This is a genomic window from Burkholderia sp. BCC0419 (genome assembly GCF_902830285.1).
Lineage (GTDB): Bacteria > Pseudomonadota > Gammaproteobacteria > Burkholderiales > Burkholderiaceae > Burkholderia.
Genome location: NZ_CADESR010000001.1, coordinates 1,064,189 through 1,081,750, shown reverse-complemented (window position 1 = coordinate 1,081,750; position 17,562 = coordinate 1,064,189). Strand labels below are relative to the sequence as shown.

Sequence of the window (17,562 nt, the reverse complement as noted above, 5' to 3'; positions counted from 1 at the left end):
TCTCGCACGTCGTACGTGACGGACCTGCTCGCAATCTGCCATTGCGGTTACGGCGGCGATCCGCGCGTCGTCCGCATGAATCAGACCTTCGTCGACGGCGCAGGCCGATCGACACGCATCGACGCGCAAGGTTGCACCGGCGACTTCGACGGCGTGTCGGGCAGCCTGCTCGCGATTCAGCACTCGTTCGCCGCGAATCAGTCGGCAGGCGAGTTGACGGATGGCCTCGGCTGCATCTGGAAGGCGGCCGTCCGGGGAGCGATCGTCAGCCGTAACGCAAACCAGATTCTCTATGCGCTGCAGATGCAGGACGGCACCGGCACACGCTATTCGGCGGCAACCGACGGATACGGCAACGTCCTCGATCTGGTCGACAATCCGGATTACATACAGTCGTATACGCCCGGCAACGCGGCGAAGCTCGAGCCGGGGTATTTCGTCTCGGCATTCCTGACCGAACCGGGCACCTATTCCGACAAGACGTGCCGCGAGGATTCGAGCCGCAGCGTTCCGTACGCCGGCATGGCACTGCGACACTACTCGTCTGCATCGCAACTCGCGGAATTGCACGGCGCCGACGTCGGCCTCGAACTCGACCTGACCTGCGGTTTCAGCCTTGCGGATTCGTCGACGCTCGGCGCACCGACCGCCTATCCGGACGTGATGATCGGCAAGTCGATCCTGATCGGCAAGCACCTGACCTTCGTCGTGACGAACCGAACCGCGGCACCTGTCGCCTGCCGCCTTATCCCGCTTCTGGCAGACGTCCGGACGACCGCAGACACGTTCGTCAATCTGACGCTCGTGACGCCTGACACGCAGCGCACGCTCGCGTCGGCCACGCTTGCCGCGCACGGAAGCGGACCCGCGCTGCTTGGCGAGGACGGTCGGGAATTCTTCCATTACGAAGCGAACGACGTCTTTCCGTTCGCACCCGGCGTGAACCATGTGCAAATCGCACGCGGCGCGGATCTCGGCGAAAACGCATTTCGCTTCGCGAGCGTACTCGTCGTACCGATGCGAACATGAGCCGGCAATGCGCATGATCGGGAGCCCCGGCGCGGCAGCCTGCACACGTTGCGTCGTCCGTCTCGAACTGCGCAGAGTGGCCAGCGAACAGCGCGGTGAAGCTGTTCGCGTCGTGTGCGCGTGCCGATCGCCGATCCAGTGCTGTTGCGCGAACGCGAGAACCCGCGCGCGCTTTTATCCCAAGCCTCACCCATCGCGACAACTTGCTGCCGCTTCTCGCGCTCCTGTGCCTCGCAGGCAACTCGCTGCTCCGCCCTCGATACGCGCGGATCCTTGCCTTCATCGACAAGCGTCTTCATCCTCGCCGCTTCCGAACGCACAGCCGTGAGATCCCATGTTCGCGGATCGCCAATCGTCAACCGAACCGTTTTCCAAAAAGCCGGGATTCGAACACATACGCCCGCGCACCAGCTGACGTCACGCTCAAACCCAACCCAGGCGCTTTCGCGTCCCAGTAGATCGTCTGCTTCTTGTTCTGGTCGCAACGAAATGCATCGACGCGCGCCACGGTAAAATTCTCACGCTTCATTTCGCCCCATCCATGTAGGCAACATGTAGATACCATGTATGCAAATTAGGTCAACATCGATCAGCATGGATTCAAGCGGACGACTACAAAAACTATTGATTTACTTATATTTTTCCTCACCCGGACCATGACCTACACGCTCGCCACCACACACATCCGGGAACTCGAAATCCGCAAGAGCCGTTTCATCGCGTACGCGGTTCCCGTCGACGACCGCGATGCCGCGATGCAGGTGCTGCAGCGCCTGCGCGACGAGCATCCGGCGGCCACCCACGTGTGCTGGGCGCTGCTGGCGGGCGGCCAGTCGGGCATGTCGGACGACGGCGAGCCGTCGGGCACGGCGGGCCGGCCGATCCTCGAAGTGCTGCGCCATCACGACCTCGACGGCGTGCTCGGCGCGGTCGTGCGTTACTACGGCGGCGTGAAGCTCGGCGCGGGCGGGCTGGTGCGTGCGTACACGGATGCGATCGCATCGGCGCTGCTCGATGCCGAACGCGTCGAGCGCATTCGGCACACGCGGCTCGCGATCGAGATCGGCTACCCGGAAGAGGCGCGCGTGCGCCGCTGGATCGAACAGGCCGGCTACGAACTGGTGGACAGCGCGTACGGAATGACGGTGAAGCTCGTGATCAAGCTGCCCGAAACGGCCGAAGCCGCCGCAAGAGCCGAACTGTTCGATCTGACGCAAGGACGCTCGGGCTTCCCCGCACTATAAGGCGGGCGGATTCCCGTGAAAAATCGGATGCGTCCGATAGAAAACCCACGCGCTGAAACTTAATCTCCCCGTGTTGCTCGTGGCGCGTTCTGCAAACGTCTGGCCGGGCATGCAGACATGCGGCACATCGCGCGCCTGCCAACAATCAGAATTCAGCTACGGGGATATCGGACGCATGCAACTGCAAAAACTGCAAGCCCAGCTCGCGGAACTCGATCAACGTATCCGGGCGGCGCGCCGCCGCGAACGCCAAGCAGCACTGAGGCAGGTACGCCAGATTGTGACTGACCATGCGCTGACCGCGCGGGAAGTCTTCGGGCAGAGTTACAGCGATCGCGCGAAGCTGTTCACCATCGGCGCGAAATATCGCGATCCGGCGACGGGCGCCACCTGGAGCGGACGTGGTCGCCCGCCCGCCTGGATCGCCGGCCGCGACCGCGCCGCATTCCTGATCCGGGAGTAACGCGCGCCGCGTTGCACGGCGCGCCTCCGTGGCCGATCCAGCCGCCCCGAACCGCTCAATAAACGTCCGGCACGATCATCGTGTCCGGCACCGGCCGGCGAATGTAATCCTCGTGATGCTCGCGCTGCGGCAGATCGATCGTCGGGCGCGGCACCTCGTGGTACGGCACCTGGCCGAGCAGATGGTGAATGCAGTTCAGCCGCGCGCGCTTCTTGTCGACGGCCTGCACGACCCACCACGGCGCTTCGGGAATATGCGTGCGCTGCAGCATCTCTTCCTTCGCGGCCGTATAAGCCTCCCAGCGGCGACGGCTTTCGAGGTCCATCGGGCTCAGCTTCCACTGCTTCAGCGGATCCGCGATCCGGCTCTGGAAGCGCGCCTCCTGCTCGTGATCGGTGATCGAGAACCAGTACTTGACGATCTGGATCCCGCTGCGCACGAGCATCTTCTCGAACTCGGGCACCGACCGGAAAAATTCCTCGTACTCGTCGTCGGTACAAAAATTCATCACGCGCTCGACGCCCGCGCGGTTGTACCAGCTGCGATCGAACAGCACGATCTCGCCGCCTGCCGGCAGATGCGCGACATAGCGCTGGAAGTACCATTGCGTGCGCTCGCGGTTGTTCGGCGCGGGAAGCGCGGCGACCCGGCACACGCGCGGGTTCAGGCGCTGCGTGATGCGCTTGATCGCCCCGCCCTTGCCGGCCGCATCGCGCCCCTCGAAAATGACGACGAGCCGGTGCCCGGTGTTCACGACCCAGTCCTGCAGCTTCACGAGTTCGCCCTGCAAGCGGAACAGCTCGCGGAAATATTCCTTGCGCGCCTCGCGACGCTCGGGCGAGAACAGCAGGTCCTCGCCGTCGTCGAAGCGGCGGTCGTCGAGCTCCATCTCGAGCTCTTCGTCGTATGCGTCGACGAGATCCTCCTCGAAACGGCGCTGGCGCGCTTCCATCGAGCTCGTATCGGTAAGGTTGTCGGTCTCGGTGCGGGTATCGTTGTCGCCCATGGGGCCTCCTTCCATTATTGACGCAGCCAAACTCCGCCATTATCCCAGCGTCGCGCGTCAAATTCATGAAAACGGGCGCCACGCCCGTCAGAAGCGGCATCCGGGCAGCACGCCGGCCCGCCCGCGCGATGTCCGCCGGTTCGCCGCGCGTCAGACGGGCGGCGAAAGCACGACCGTGTCTTCCGGCCCGAGCACGCGGCCGTCCTGCGAACGCAGCTCCAGCTTCCTGACCGGCAGGCCGGTTTTCCGGTCGACGAGCAACACATGTGCCTCATCCGGTTCGAAGAAGAAATCCTCGCCCCACTGCCGCAGCGCGACGAGCAGCGGAAACAGCCCGCGCCCCTTCTCGGTCAGCACGTATTCGTGATGCGCGCCGCCGTCCGCGGCCGGCACGACGTCCATGATCCCGTGCGCGACCAGGTTGCGCAGGCGCGCGGCCAGGATGTTCTTCGCGAGGCCGAGATTCTTCTGGAATTCGCCGAAGCGGCGCAGCCCGTCGAACGCATCGCGGACGATCAGCAGCGACCACCAGTCGCCGATCGCGTCCAGCGGGCGGGCGACGCCGCAAAGGGAATCTTCGTGCGTGGTGCGTCTGTTCATCGGTGCATGCGGTGATGCCGTGGCAGGGATATGGGCCGAACGACGGGCGTTTTCGTTGAAGCGAATGGTTGCAATATAAAACTAGACCAGGAAAAGATCAATTCGATGGATCTGACTGTTCGGGATCGACGAACGGAACGACCCGCTCCACCCCAGACTGGTACATGGATTCTTACCTTTCCGCCGATAAAGTCACGCGTGGCAGCTTTCCATCGCTTCACTCCACTCGATTGGCGCCGCACCCGACAACCGCTCTCGTGATTTATTCGGTTGCAACTTGAAACCACATCATCTACGCTTCGATTCAGTTTCAACTTGAAACCACCCTGTCCGACTACCCGAAGGAGCGTTCGATGATCCGGTCCGATGCCACGTTCGACGGCACCTTTCCCTTCGCCCCGCATTTCGACGACGCGTCCGGCTTCCGGATGCACTACGTGGACGAAGGCCCGCGCGACGGCGAAATCGTCCTGTGCCTGCATGGCGAGCCCACATGGGGTTATCTGTTCCGCCACCTGGTGACGACATTGAGTCCGGCGTATCGCGTCGTTGTGCCCGATCACATGGGCTTCGGCAAAAGCGCGACGCCGCAGGACCGCAGCTACTGGCTGCAGGATCACATCGACAATCTCGAGCGTTTCGTGCTCGCGCGCGACCTCGATCGCATCACGCTCGTGATGCACGACTTCGGTGGCCCGGTCGGCATGGGGCTCGCCGCGCGGCATCCGGACCGGATCCGGCGCATCGTGTCGGCCAACGGACCGACGCCGTTCGGTCAACCCGATCTCGTCGAGCGCCTGAATGCGAACGGCCGCGATGCGCCGTGGTTCCAGTGGATCATGCGCGCGGCGGCCGACGATACGCTCGAAACGGTGCTCGGGCAGCTCGGCTTCAACATCCTGAGCACGCTGAAACTGAACGGCTTCGAGAACCACGCGATCATCACCGATACGTGGATCGCCGCATACGGCGCGCCGTTCGCGCAACCGGCCGACTGTCTCGGCGCGATCGGATGGGCACGGGGGTTCGCGGCCGGCGCGCACCGGTTCGAGGAACCCGACGCGGCGGCGCTGCGCACGATACGCGACAAACCCGCGCTCGCGATCTGGGGAGGCGCCGACCGAACGCTCGGCGCCGAACACTTCCTGCCGCTTTTTACCGCACTGTTCCCGTCCGCGCCCGTCGAGCGGCTGGCGGGCGTCGGGCACTACTGCTTCGAGGATGCGCCCGATGCCATTGCCGCGCGGATCGCGGACTTTATCCGGACGACCGGCTAAAAAAATTCGGCAGCCGGATCGAAACACCGGCTGCCGAACGGCGCGCGCGGCCGCTGTCGCCAACGCGCCGCATCGCTTCACGTCAACGTCAACGAATGACTCGCGTCACGCCCCGCCCGCGCGGATCGGCCATCGCTTCCGGCGTCTTGCCGTCGATCTTGATGACCTGGATGTCGCCGCTGAAATCCTGCCCCTTCAGCGTGTCCAGGAATTCGCGTTTGTGCGCGCTTCGTCGGCACGTTCAGTACCAGGTCAGCTTGTTTCATGCGCTACCTGGTCATTGGGTCGACGATTCACGACGGACACAACCAGCAGCTGCTTGTACGGTGTCTCCCCCTCATTTTTCACTCAACAATTTACTTTAGTTACCTGCCACACCGTTCCTCGAAAAACCCCCTGTCACGTTGAATTCGGTGTGTAGAATTGATCGCACCCACATTTTTCAATTAATAAAACTGACGGAGCATAAAATACACAAAATTTGTGAATGCATTTCGCTGCCCAAGCAGGAACGATGGAAAACATTGCTTTCCGATCATCCAGCAGCCTCACCTCCAATCCTTCTTGCATCGTGATTAATTTTTATTAAATCATCTACCACAATGACAACCGAATTTCCGGCCACATATATTATTGGCACTTCAACGGGTCTGACCGCTCGCACGCTTCTGCAGGAATTAGTCGACCTACCGGTCAGCGTTAGACGGTTTGGCGTCATGGGCGACGGTATAACTGACGATACCGCAGCGCTTCAAGTAGCTTTGAATGCAGGAATCCCTCTCTACTTTCCACCCGGCACCTATCTGTACAGCAACACATTGACCGCGACCTCGTCAATTATTGGGGCCGGCTGGAATTCGATTCTTCAATGCACGACTTCGCAAGGTCAAAATGCGTCCATTTACTGGACCAACGCAAGCAGTTTCAAAATCCAGAATTTGCAGTTTTTTTCGAAAAATGCGGCAGGGTATTACAATAATGAAAATGCCGGCCCGGTCAATCTGAAAAACTGCAATCTTTTCGAGATCTCCGGGTGTCAGATCAACAACGCCGCAAGCCAGGCTGTCATGATGCGCGCATGCATCAACGGAAAGGTTTTTGGAAATACACTAGTCAATCTCTGGCATGACGGTTTTCATGTCACTGGAGCAAGCTCGGACATTACCATTACGAACAATGAAGTCATAAACGGTGGCGATGACGCGTTTGCCGTCGTCGGATATCAACAAGATGGCGTCCGCCCTTGTCGAATTACTATTTCAAACAACCGCGTCGACAAGACCAAATACGCTCGAGGCATTGCCATCGTCGGCGCTCAGGAGATAACTGTTGCCGGAAACCAGATTTATAACGCCCAGTGCGCAGGCATCTATGTCGCATCAGAAGCGATTTACGCGACGTATGGCAACGCAAATGTGAAAATTGTTGACAATATACTGGACACATGCGGCATATCGTCCAACATCGGCGCATTCCCGGATTTCACAAATGGCCCGAACGGCTACGCGGCACTGCAGTTGGGCGCAACAACCGGATTCAACAATTTCAACATCGACGTCATCAACAACACAATCAAAAATTCCGCGGGAGAGTCAATATCTGCGATAAGCAATGGCGGCGCTAATATCCAGATCAATATTTCGCAAAACAATTTGATAAATGGATGGGACCCAAACAACAAAAACGGATTCCCATTGACAACAATCAGCGCGACTTCGGCATCCACTACACTGAACTTTGCCAACAACCCGGGCGTTGCCGTCGGAATGACGGCCTGGTATTTCAATGGTTCGACGAGCGTGCAAATCGGCTCGGTCGTGTCCGCCAGCGCATCGACGGTTACGTTGAACCGGAATGCCACCGTTCCAAGCGGCGGAACCGTGATTTATTCCGATGTAGGCCTGTTCGGAGCGACCATCACAACCTCTGCCGCCGCCGCGAGCGCCGCCACGTTGCTCACGTTCGCCACGACGACCGGCGTGACTTATAACGATAATTACGGTTTTGGATCCCCAGGAAATGAAACGACCGGCGTGTCGATCGGACAGAGTGTCAGCGGCACCAACATCGCCGCCGGTACGTTCGTGATTGGCGTGACGGCAAATTCGGTCACGCTTAGCCGGGGCACGACGGGGGCCATCGCAAGCGGTGCGTCCATTGTTTTTACCCCGATGGTCTGCATGGCCTCGCAAACGCTCTCAACCTCGGCTGCGTCGGCGGCAGGAACCAACACGCTGACATTCACGCCGTACCCGTCGGCGCGCGGGTGTGCCGTGGGTCAAGGCGTGTCCGGCACGAATATTCCGGCTGGCACTTACGTTACCTCGGTTTCCGGCAACGGAAATGGCCCAACCGTTACGCTGTCTAATAATTTTACCGGCACTGGAATTGCGAATGGCGCCTCCATTACATTTACCGGAACCGGATCGTTGAACAATACCAATGGAATCAATCTATTCAAAACCAGGGAGTGCATTGTTTCGAAAAACAAGCTGTCCGGCATCGCGAATGTCGGAATTTACATGGATCCCTCCTGCACATATTTCACGGAGATCAGCGGCAATATCGGGGAAAACATCGGCTGCTGCAACGCATTTGCCAATCTTATTGCAGTAGGAACACTCGCGGCGGGAGCCTCCCTTAAATTACAGGGAAATTATATGGCCCAGCCGGTCAATTATCCGCGGGCGATCTCCGGTCTAATTTATGCGAGTTCGTGGAACGCTATATCGTGGAGCGAAGATAACTTTGCCCAAAACGGATTCGTCAGCTCCTATGTCCCGCTTAACCCGGTCGGGCAGACGGTCGGCGCCTCACCATGGACGTTTGCGAACAGCAACTTGAGCGCGGTCAGCATGTCGGTCGCTGGCGGCACCGTATCGTCAATTGCCGTCTCGCGAAACGGGCAAGCAGCCTATGCCACCGGCTTGACGAACGGAATGATCGATCTCAAGCCAGGCGACGCCATGACGGTCACCTATAGCGCCGCCCCCACTGTCACGATGATTCCGAGATTGGGACAATAGTGCATGCGACGGTAACCCTTACGCAGGGAGGTAGACGAATGCAAATCGCGTCGCCCCTCCTCGTGTTCGCAAACCCGGCATCGATCGCCGTCGGCGCGACCGCCACAGCGATCGCGCCGACGGCCTGCTCCGTCAACGAATGACCCGCGTCACGCCCCGCCCGCGCGGATCGGCCATCGCTTCCGGCGTCTTGCCGTCGATCTTGATGACCTGGATGTCGCCGCTGAAATCCTGCCCCTTCAGCGTGTAGCCGCGCGCCTCGATCTGCTTCGCGAGTTCGCCTTCGATCGGGTGGTACGGCTCCCAGAAGATCGTGTTCGGCGGCAGCAACTGGTGATGGAAACGCATCGCGCCGACCGCTTCCTTCAACGGCATCTTGAAGTCGTAGATGTTGTTGATCACCTGGAAGATCGACGTGAAGATCCGCGAGCCGCCCGGCGTGCCGATCACCAGCGACACCTTGCCGTCCTTCGTCATGATCGTCGGCGACATCGACGACAGCGGGCGCTTCTTCGGTTCGATCGCGTTCGCGTCGCTGCCGACCACGCCGAACATGTTCGCAACGCCCGGCTTCGCGGAGAAGTCGTCCATCTCGTCGTTCAGCACGATGCCCGTGCCGTCGGCGATCACGCCCGAGCCGAAATAGCCGTTGACCGTGTACGTGTTCGACACCGCGTTACCCCACTTGTCGACCACCGAGAAGTGCGTCGTTTCGGCCTTCTCCGGCATCGTCGTGCCGAGGCCCGGCTGCACGCTCTTCGTGTCCGACGGCTCCTTCGGGTTGACCTCGGCCGCGCGCTTCGCGATGTACGCGTCGTCGGTCAGCTGCGCGATCGGCACCTTGTAGAAGTCGGGATCGCCGAGATACTGCGCCCGATCGGCGAACACGCGCTTCTCGATTTCCGCGACGAGGTGGATGTACTGCGGCGAGTTGAGCTTCACGCCCTCGAAGTCCTGCTTCAGGTCGGCTTTCATCTTCAGCAACTGCACGAGGCCGATGCCGCCGGAGCTCGGGGGCGGCGCGGTGATCACGTCATAGCCGTTCCACTTCGCCTGCACCGGCTGGCGCCACACCGCGCGGTACTGCGCGAGATCCTCGGTCGTGATCAGCCCGTTGCCGTCGCCGGTCTTCATCGAAGCAGCGATCAGTTCGGCCGTCTTGCCCTTGTAGAAGCCTTCAGCGCCGCCGTTCGCGACGCGCGTCAGCACGTCGGCGAGATCGGCCTGCTTGAAGTTCACGCCGGCCTTCAGCCCGGAGAAGTACTTGTCGAAGTTGGTCTTGCCGCCGAACTCCTTCGAGGCGTCGACGCCGCGCTGCGCCAGTTGCTCGTCGACGACGAAGCCGTCGCGCGCGTAGTGGATCGCCGGCGCGAGCACCTGCTTCCACTTCAGCTTGCCGAAACGCTTCTGCGCTTCCCACATGCCCGCGACCGTGCCCGGCACGCCGACCGCGCGCGGGCCGTACAGGCTCATGCCCTTGACGACGTTGCCGTCCTTGTCGAGGTACATGTCCTTCGTCGCGGCGAGCGGCGCGCGCTCGCGGTAATCGATGAAGTACGGCTTGCCGTCCTTGTAGATCGTCATGAAGCCGCCGCCGCCGATGTTGCCGGCTTCCGGGTACGTGACGGCGAGCGTGAATGCGATCGCGACGGCCGCGTCGATCGCGTTGCCGCCTTCCTTGAAGATCCGCTCCGCGGCATCCGCGCTGTACTTGTCGGCCACGGCCACCGCGGAGCTCGTCAGGATCGCGGGCTGCGGCCCTTTCGCGTAGGCGGGCGCATTCGGCAGAAAGCCGATGCCGGCCACCGTCGCCAGCACGGCGGCGGATGATTTGAAGCGATTCAGCGTAGTCATTGCATGTCCCCCATGTGGATCTCTGTCAGGCACGACGAGCACCTGATCCGTGGATGGCCGCTGGCGCGCCGACGGCCATATGCCGGCTTCGTAGTATAGAGGGACAAAAAGGGTCGAACACGCGGCGGCGGCGAACGCGTGCCGGTTGTGCGCGCGCGGTCACGTTGCAGCGCCGCGACGCACACGGGGATCGTTCGACATCGCCTGCGACGCGCGCCATCGCGCAACGCACAAAACCGAAAGTTGCGAACCACGCGGCAGCCCCCGCAGCGCGTGAAAAAAAATCTGCGAAGGACCCACCCGCGGCACAGGCCGATCTGCGAAGATAGCGCCCCGCTTCCGCGCCGCACCATCGTTTCGTGCGCGCGCCGCTTCACGTTGCTTCGTCTCGCTCCCTATGGCATCACACAATGCGCATCACGCGTCCGGCTTCGCGGCCGGCGTCGTCGCCGCCGTCCTCGTCGCGCAAACCGGCGCAACCGGCCCGTGGCACTCGGGCATGCTCGCCGCGTTCGCGGCGGGCGTCGCGGGCGGCACCGCGCCCGACTGGCTCGAAGTCGCATGGTGGAGCCGCAAGCGCCGCCTGTGGATCACGCATCGCACCATCACGCACTGGGGTATCGGCTGGGTCGCGCTGCTCGCGCTCGGCTGGCACGGGCTCATCCATCATCCGCATCCGCTGTGGGCCGCGCCGCTGTTCGGCTTCGCCTGCGGCGGCGTGATGCACCTGCTCGCCGACTGGCCCAATCCGCTCGGCGTACCGTGGATCTGGCGGCGCCATTCGCTCAACCTGTGGAACAGCGGGCATTGCGACCTGATCGTGGTGGCCGCCGCCTGGGGCGGCACGCTGTGGCTCGCGCAGTCGCTGTGGTCGCGTGCGCCGCTGATCGAACACTGGCTCGGCTGGCTGCATCGCGTCTAGTTGCAATTCGACACAATTCGGCACGCGATCGGCGTGCCGACGCGCACGCAACTTTCCGTCCATTGAAAGCGCGGTGCAGGCCCCCATCTGAATCTGAAGCGTCAGCACGCAGGCCCGGCACGCACCCGCGACGTCTGGCACACTGACGATTCGATTCGCGTGCGATGCATCCGCACGCTCGCACCCTATTTCAACGCTCCGATGGACGTCACAGCTACCCGCCCTGCCGCCCGTGCGCTCGACGTGTTCCACCCGGCCGTCGCCGCGTGGTTCCGCCGCACGTTCGCCGCGCCGACCGGCGCGCAGGCGCTCGCGTGGCCGCACATCAAGGCCGGCCGCTCCACGCTCGTCGCCGCGCCGACCGGTTCCGGCAAGACGCTCACCGCGTTCCTGTGCGCGCTCGACGATCTGGTGCGCGATGCGCTCGCGCACGACGGCACGCTGCCCGACGCGACGCTGGTCGTCTACGTATCGCCGCTGAAGGCGCTGTCGAACGACATCCACGTGAACCTCGATGCCCCGCTCGCCGGCATCGCCGAATCGCTCGCGCAACTCGGCCTGCCGGTGCCGGCGATCCGCACCGCGGTACGCACCGGCGACACGACGCAGGCCGAGCGCGCCGCGCTGCGCAAGCGCGCGCCGCACATCCTCGTCACGACACCCGAATCGCTGTACGTGCTGCTGTCGTCCACGTCGGGGCGGCAGATGCTGTCGAACGTGCGCTCGGTCATCGTCGACGAAATCCATGCGCTTGCATCGTCCAAGCGCGGCAGCCATCTCGCGCTGTCGCTCGAACGCCTCGACGCGCTGACCGGGCGCGCGCTGCCGCGCATCGGGCTGTCGGCCACGCAAAAGCCGATCGACGCGGTCGCGCGCTTCCTCGTCGGCGGGCCGGCCGACGCGCCGCGCGACTGCACGATCGTCGACACCGGCCACACCCGCGAGCGCGATCTCGCGCTCGAACTGCCGAACGTGCCGCTCGAGCCGGTGATGGCCACCGACGTGTGGGAACAGGTGTACGACCGCATCGCCGGGCTCGCGGCCGCGCATCGTACGACGCTGGTGTTCGTCAACACGCGGCGCACCGCCGAGCGCATGGCGCGCCATCTCGCCGACCGGCTCGGCAAGGACACGATCGCCGCGCATCACGGCAGTCTCGCGAAGGAGCACCGCTTCGACGCCGAGCAGCGCCTGAAGCGCGGCGAACTGAAACTGCTCGTCGCGACCGCGTCGCTCGAACTCGGCATCGACATCGGCGACGTCGATCTCGTCTGCCAGGTCGGCTCGCCGCGCGGCATCGCGCCGTTCCTGCAACGCGTCGGCCGCTCGGGCCACCATGTCGGCGGCGTGCCGAAGGGACGGCTGTTTCCGCTGTCGCGCGACGAGCTGGTCGAATGCGCGGCGCTGCTCGACTGCGTGCAACGCGGCGAACTCGATGCGCTGCGGATTCCCGAAGCGCCGCTCGACGTGCTCGCGCAGCAGATCGTCGCCGAAGTCGCGTGCACGGAATGGCAGGAAGACGCGCTGTACGCGAGCTTCACGCGCGCCGCGCCGTACGCCCGGCTGACGCGCGAGCGCTTCGACGAAGTGATGAAGATGCTCGCCGAGGGGTTCACGAGCCGTCGCGGCGTGCGCGGCGCGTACCTGCACCGCGACGTGGTCGGCGGCACCGTGCGCGGCCGCCGCAACGCGATGATGACCGCGACCACCTCCGGCGGCACGATCCCCGACATGGCCGACTACGCGGTGCTGCTCGAACCGCAGGGCATCCAGGTCGGCACCGTCAACGAGGATTTCGCGATCGAGAGCCTGGCCGGCGACGTGTTCCAGCTCGGCAACCAGTCGTACAGGATCATTCGCGTGGAAACGGGCCGCGTGCGCGTCGAGGATGCGCAAGGTCAATCGCCGAGCATTCCGTTCTGGCTCGGCGAGGGGCTCGGGCGCAGCGACGAACTGTCGGCGGCGGTCGGCCGGCTGCGCGCGCGGCTCGACGGGCTGTTCGCCGAAGGTGATCGTCATACGGATGCCGCTGGACGCAAGCCCGCGAGCGGCGACGCGGCCGGCAAGACGGGCACGCGCGACAATGCAAGGAAACGCGCGGAAGCGGAAGCCGGTGCCGTGACCGATGCGCGAAGCAATGCTGGCGGCACAGCGAGCGGCACAGCGGAAAGCCGCCTCGCGCCCGCGTTGCGCTGGCTCGTCGACGATCTCCGCCTGTCGCCCGATGCCGCGCGCCAGATCGCCGACTACCTCGCCCGCACCCGCGCCGCACTCGGCGCCTTGCCGACACAGGACACGCTCGTGATGGAGCGTTTCTTCGACGAATCGGGCGGCACGCAGCTCGTGATCCATTCGCCGTTCGGCAGCCGGATCAACCGCGCATGGGGGCTCGCGCTGCGCAAGCGCTTCTGTCGCAACTTCAACTTCGAACTGCAGGCCGCCGCGACCGACGACGCGATCATCCTGTCGCTGTCGCTCGCGCACAGCTTCGCGCTCGACGAAGTGTGGCGCTACCTGCGTTCGGCCAGCGCCGAGCACGTGCTGACCCAGGCGCTGCTCGACGCGCCGATGTTCGGCGTGCGCTGGCGCTGGAATGCGACGACCGCGCTCGCGCTGCCGCGCTTCACCGGCGGCCGGCGCACCGCGCCGCAACTGCAGCGGATGAAGAGCGACGACCTGCTCGCGACGGTGTTCCCCGATCAGGTCGCGTGCCTCGAGAACGTCGTCGGCGAACGCGAGATTCCGCATCATCCGCTCGTCGACCAGACGCTCGACGATTGCCTGCACGACGCGATGGATACCGACGGCTGGCTCGCGCTGCTGCGCCGGATCGAAAGCGGCGCGATCGAACTCATCGCGCGCGACTTGCCCGCGCCGTCGCCGCTCGCGGCCGAGATCCTGAACGCGAAGCCCTACGCGTTCCTCGACGATGCGCCGCTCGAAGAGCGCCGCACGCAGGCCGTGCAGTCGCGCCGCTGGAGCGATCCCGAATCGGCCGACGATCTCGGCGCGCTCGACGCCGACGCGATCGACGCGGTGCGCGACGAAGCGTGGCCGCTGGTGCGCGACGCCGACGAAATGCACGATGCGCTGCTCACGCTCGCCTGCGTCGCCGACAGCGAGGCGCACGCCCACGCAGGCTGGCCCGAGCGACTCGCGGAACTCGCGGAACGCCGCCGCGCGACGAAACTCGCGACGCCGGGCGGCGCCGCGCTGTGGGTGCCGGTCGAACGGCTCGTCTGCGTGCGCGCGCTGCACCCCGACGCCCGCGCGACACCCGCGCTCAAGGTGCCGGCCGCGTGCGCGCAGCCGTGGGAAGCCGATGCGGCGCTCGTCGACGTGATCCGCGCGCGGCTCACCGGCTTCGGGCCGCTCACGCTCGATGCGATCGCCGCGCCGCTCGGCTTGCCGCCCAAGTCGATCGCGACGGCGCTCGCGGCGCTGGAGCGCGAAGGCTACGTGATGCGCGGCCGCTTCACGCCGGGCGCGACGACCGACGAATGGTGCGAACGCCATCTGCTCGCGCGCATTCATCGCTATACGGTGAAGCGGCTGCGTCGCGAGATCGAACCGGTCGAACGCGCCGATTTCATGCGCTTCCTGTTCCACTGGCAGCACCTGACGCCCGACACGCGCGGCACCGGCCGCGATGCGCTGGCGGCCGTGGTCGAACAGCTCGAAGGCTACGAGGCCGCGGCGAGCGCGTGGGAAGACGCGCTGCTGCCCGCGCGGCTAACGGACTACACGGCAGGCGGCCTCGACGAGCTGTGCCGCTCGGGCAAGCTGGTGTGGACCCGCATCGGCGTGCCGGCGCGCGCGGCCGGCACGCCCGTGAAGACGACGCCGATCGTGCTGTTGCCGCGCCGCCATCTTTCCGCGTGGCAGGCGCTGCGCGATCCCGATGCGCAGCCGGCACTGTCCGCGCGCGCCACGCAGGTGCGCGACGCGCTCGCCGCGCACGGCGCGATGTTCTTCGACGCATTGCTCGACGACCTGCACATGCTACCCATCGAACTCGAACAGGCGCTCGGCGAACTCGTGTCGGCCGGCCTCGTCAATGCGGACAGTTACGCGGGCCTGCGCGCGCTGCTGAAGCCGGCCGTCAAGCGCAGCGCGACCTATGCACCGCGTACGCGACGCGGCGGCGCGCTGATCGGCGGGATGGACGACGCCGGCCGCTGGGCGCTCGTGCAGCGTCAGGCACCGCCGGACGACGACGCGCCCGCACCGAAACGCGGCCCGGCCACGACCGATCCCGACGCGCTCGAACATATCGTGTGGACGCTGCTGCGCCGCTACGGCGTCGTGTTCTGGCGGCTGCTCGAACGCGAAGCCGACTGGCTGCCGAGCTGGCGCGAGCTCGTGCGCGTGCTGCAGCGTCTCGAAGCACGCGGCGAGATTCGCGGCGGTCGCTTCGTCGCCGGGCTCGCGGGCGAGCAGTTCGCGCTGCCCGAAGCCATCCCGATCCTGCGCGAACTGCGGCGGCAACCGGGCGATGGGCAGTACATATGCGTGACGGGTGCCGACCCATTGAACCTCGCCGGCACGCTGCTGCCCGGCGACAAGGTGCCGGCGCTGGCCGGCAACCGCGTGCTGTTCCGCGACGGCGTGCCCGTCGCATCGCTGGTCTCGGGTACGTTCCACTACGCGCCCGACCTGTCGCCCGCCGCGCGCGAGGACGCGCGCCTGCGGCTCGCGCGGTCCTGCTGACATCGGCTGACACGGTCGCGGCACCCGACTACTAATCGCCGGGCCGCGCGGACGCCATCGTTCGGGTAGCATCGAACGATCGACCGCAAAGGCTTCCGCGCCTCGCCTACACAAAACAAGACTTCCGGAGACTGCCGCTCATGCCTTCGCATGCCGATTCGCCCGCTGCCCATCACGCGGGTTCGCTGACCATTTTCCAGGGCGCCGCGCTCTATATCGGCGCGGTGCTCGGCACCGGCGTGATCGCGCTGCCCGCGCTCGCCGCCGAAGTCGCGGGGCCGGCCTCGCTGCTCGCATGGGCGGCGCTCGTCGTGCTGTCCGGGCCGCTCGCCGCCACCTTCGCCGCACTCGGCGCGCGCTATCCCGATGCGGGCGGCGTGTCGACCTACGCGCGGCGCGCATTCGGCCCGAAGGCCGCGGCCATCGTCGGCTGGTGCTTCTATTTCGCGGTGCCGGCCGGCGCGCCGGCCGCCGCGATGTTCGGCGGCGCATACGTCGCGGCCGTCACGGGCGGCGGGCACACGACGATCATCGTCACGGCCGCCGCGCTGATCGCGACCGTGTCGGCCGCGAACGCGTTCGGCGTCACCGTATCGGGCCGCATGCAACTGGTGTTGTCGGCGCTGCTGGTCGCGCTGCTGCTTGCCGCGGTGCTTGCGTCCGCACCGCATGCCCGCACCGCGAACCTGCATCCGTTCGCCCCGCACGGCTGGCTCGCGGTCGGCGAGGCCGCGGCGCTGCTCGTGTGGAGCTTCGCCGGCTGGGAAGCGATCACGCATCTCGCGGCCGAATTCCGCCGGCCCGCGCACGACATGCCGCGCTCGGCCGGCATCGCGGTCGTGGTCGTCGGGCTCCTGTATCTGTCGGTCGCCGCCGCGAGCGTGACGGTGCTCGGGCCTTCCGCGGGCGCATCGGGCGCGCCGCTCGCCGAACTGATCGCGGGCGGCATCGGCGGCCATGCGCAGGTGCTGGCGGCGGCCGCTGCGCTGCTGCTCACGCTCGGCACGATGAACGCGTATTTCGCGGGCGCGGCAAAACTCGGGGCCGCGCTCGGACGCGACGGCGCCCTACCCGCATGGCTCGCGCAGGGCAGCCAGGTCGGCGGCGTGCCGCGCCGCAGCCTCGGTGTGATCGCCGTGCTCGCGGCCATCGCGCTGGCCGCCACGACGCTGTCGGACGTCGGACCGAAGCCGCTCGTGCTCGTGACGTCCGGATGTTTCGTGATGGTGTACGGGCTCGGCGCGGCGGCCGCGCTGAAACTGCTGCCGCGTGGCGGCATCGCGTACCGCTGCGCGTGGATTTCGCTGATTGCGGTCGCCGGGCTGTTCACGACGACCGGATGGTATTTCCTGTGCCCGCTGCTGCTCGCGGGCGGCGCACTGCTTTATCTGCAGGTCACCGGCCCGCGTCAATGACCCGGCATGCGCCCGC

12 protein-coding genes are annotated in these 17,562 nt (G+C 65.0%); 8 read left to right on the top strand and 4 right to left on the bottom strand.

The window, feature by feature from the left end; translation table 11 throughout:
* The coding region (locus HWW87_RS04775; protein WP_208449927.1) for a hypothetical protein at positions 1-1,029 on the top strand (1,029 nt) is incomplete at its 5' end.
* Positions 1,030-1,384: 355 nt separating this feature from the next.
* Here the strand turns inward: HWW87_RS04775 and HWW87_RS37515 are convergent.
* Entirely contained in the window at positions 1,385-1,558 is a 174-nt protein-coding gene (locus HWW87_RS37515; RefSeq protein ID WP_175819455.1) for a hypothetical protein, read from the bottom strand.
* 127 nt (positions 1,559-1,685) lie between these two features.
* Here HWW87_RS37515 and HWW87_RS04765 point away from each other — a divergent pair, with 127 nt between their 5' ends.
* On the top strand, positions 1,686-2,273 hold the full coding sequence (locus HWW87_RS04765; RefSeq protein WP_175819454.1) for a YigZ family protein: 588 nt from the start codon (positions 1,686-1,688) through the stop codon (positions 2,271-2,273).
* A gap of 175 nt (positions 2,274-2,448) precedes the next feature.
* Positions 2,449-2,736, top strand: coding sequence for an H-NS histone family protein (locus HWW87_RS04760; protein WP_174429032.1), 288 nt, complete (start codon positions 2,449-2,451; stop codon positions 2,734-2,736).
* A 55-nt stretch (positions 2,737-2,791) separates the two neighbouring features.
* Here HWW87_RS04760 and ppk2 read toward each other — a convergent pair whose 3' ends face one another.
* Entirely contained in the window at positions 2,792-3,742 is a 951-nt protein-coding gene (ppk2, locus tag HWW87_RS04755) for a polyphosphate kinase 2 (RefSeq protein ID WP_175819453.1), read from the bottom strand.
* A gap of 150 nt (positions 3,743-3,892) precedes the next feature.
* Positions 3,893-4,342, bottom strand: coding sequence for a helix-turn-helix domain-containing protein (locus HWW87_RS04750; RefSeq protein WP_175819452.1), 450 nt, complete (start codon positions 4,340-4,342; stop codon positions 3,893-3,895).
* A gap of 353 nt (positions 4,343-4,695) precedes the next feature.
* On the opposite strand from HWW87_RS04750, the gene HWW87_RS04745 reads away from it, so the two are divergent.
* Both HWW87_RS04745 and HWW87_RS04740 read left to right on the top strand, forming a co-directional pair.
* Positions 4,696-5,619 (top strand): alpha/beta fold hydrolase, encoded by a 924-nt coding sequence (locus HWW87_RS04745; RefSeq protein WP_175819451.1) that lies wholly within the window; start codon positions 4,696-4,698, stop codon positions 5,617-5,619.
* A 602-nt stretch (positions 5,620-6,221) separates the two neighbouring features.
* Complete coding sequence (locus HWW87_RS04740; RefSeq protein WP_175819450.1) at positions 6,222-8,645, top strand: glycosyl hydrolase family 28-related protein; 2,424 nt, start codon at positions 6,222-6,224, stop codon at positions 8,643-8,645.
* A 132-nt stretch (positions 8,646-8,777) separates the two neighbouring features.
* On the opposite strand, the gene ggt is transcribed toward HWW87_RS04740, so the two are convergent.
* Entirely contained in the window at positions 8,778-10,499 is a 1,722-nt protein-coding gene (gene ggt, locus HWW87_RS04735; protein ID WP_175819449.1) for a gamma-glutamyltransferase, read from the bottom strand.
* A gap of 397 nt (positions 10,500-10,896) precedes the next feature.
* Here ggt and HWW87_RS04730 point away from each other — a divergent pair, with 397 nt between their 5' ends.
* The 3 genes from HWW87_RS04730 to HWW87_RS04720 all read left to right on the top strand — a co-directional run bounded on the left by HWW87_RS04730 (position 10,897) and on the right by HWW87_RS04720 (position 17,546).
* Positions 10,897-11,421 carry a metal-dependent hydrolase gene (locus HWW87_RS04730; RefSeq protein WP_175819448.1) on the top strand — a complete coding sequence of 175 codons (525 nt, stop codon included), beginning with the start codon at positions 10,897-10,899 and terminating at the stop codon, positions 11,419-11,421.
* A gap of 201 nt (positions 11,422-11,622) precedes the next feature.
* Positions 11,623-16,131, top strand: a complete 4,509-nt coding sequence (locus tag HWW87_RS04725) for a DEAD/DEAH box helicase (RefSeq protein WP_175819447.1) — start codon at positions 11,623-11,625, stop codon at positions 16,129-16,131.
* Between the two features lie 140 nt (positions 16,132-16,271).
* Positions 16,272-17,546 carry an amino acid permease gene (locus tag HWW87_RS04720; protein ID WP_175819446.1) on the top strand — a complete coding sequence of 425 codons (1,275 nt, stop codon included), beginning with the start codon at positions 16,272-16,274 and terminating at the stop codon, positions 17,544-17,546.
* Positions 17,547-17,562 lie beyond the last annotated feature (16 nt).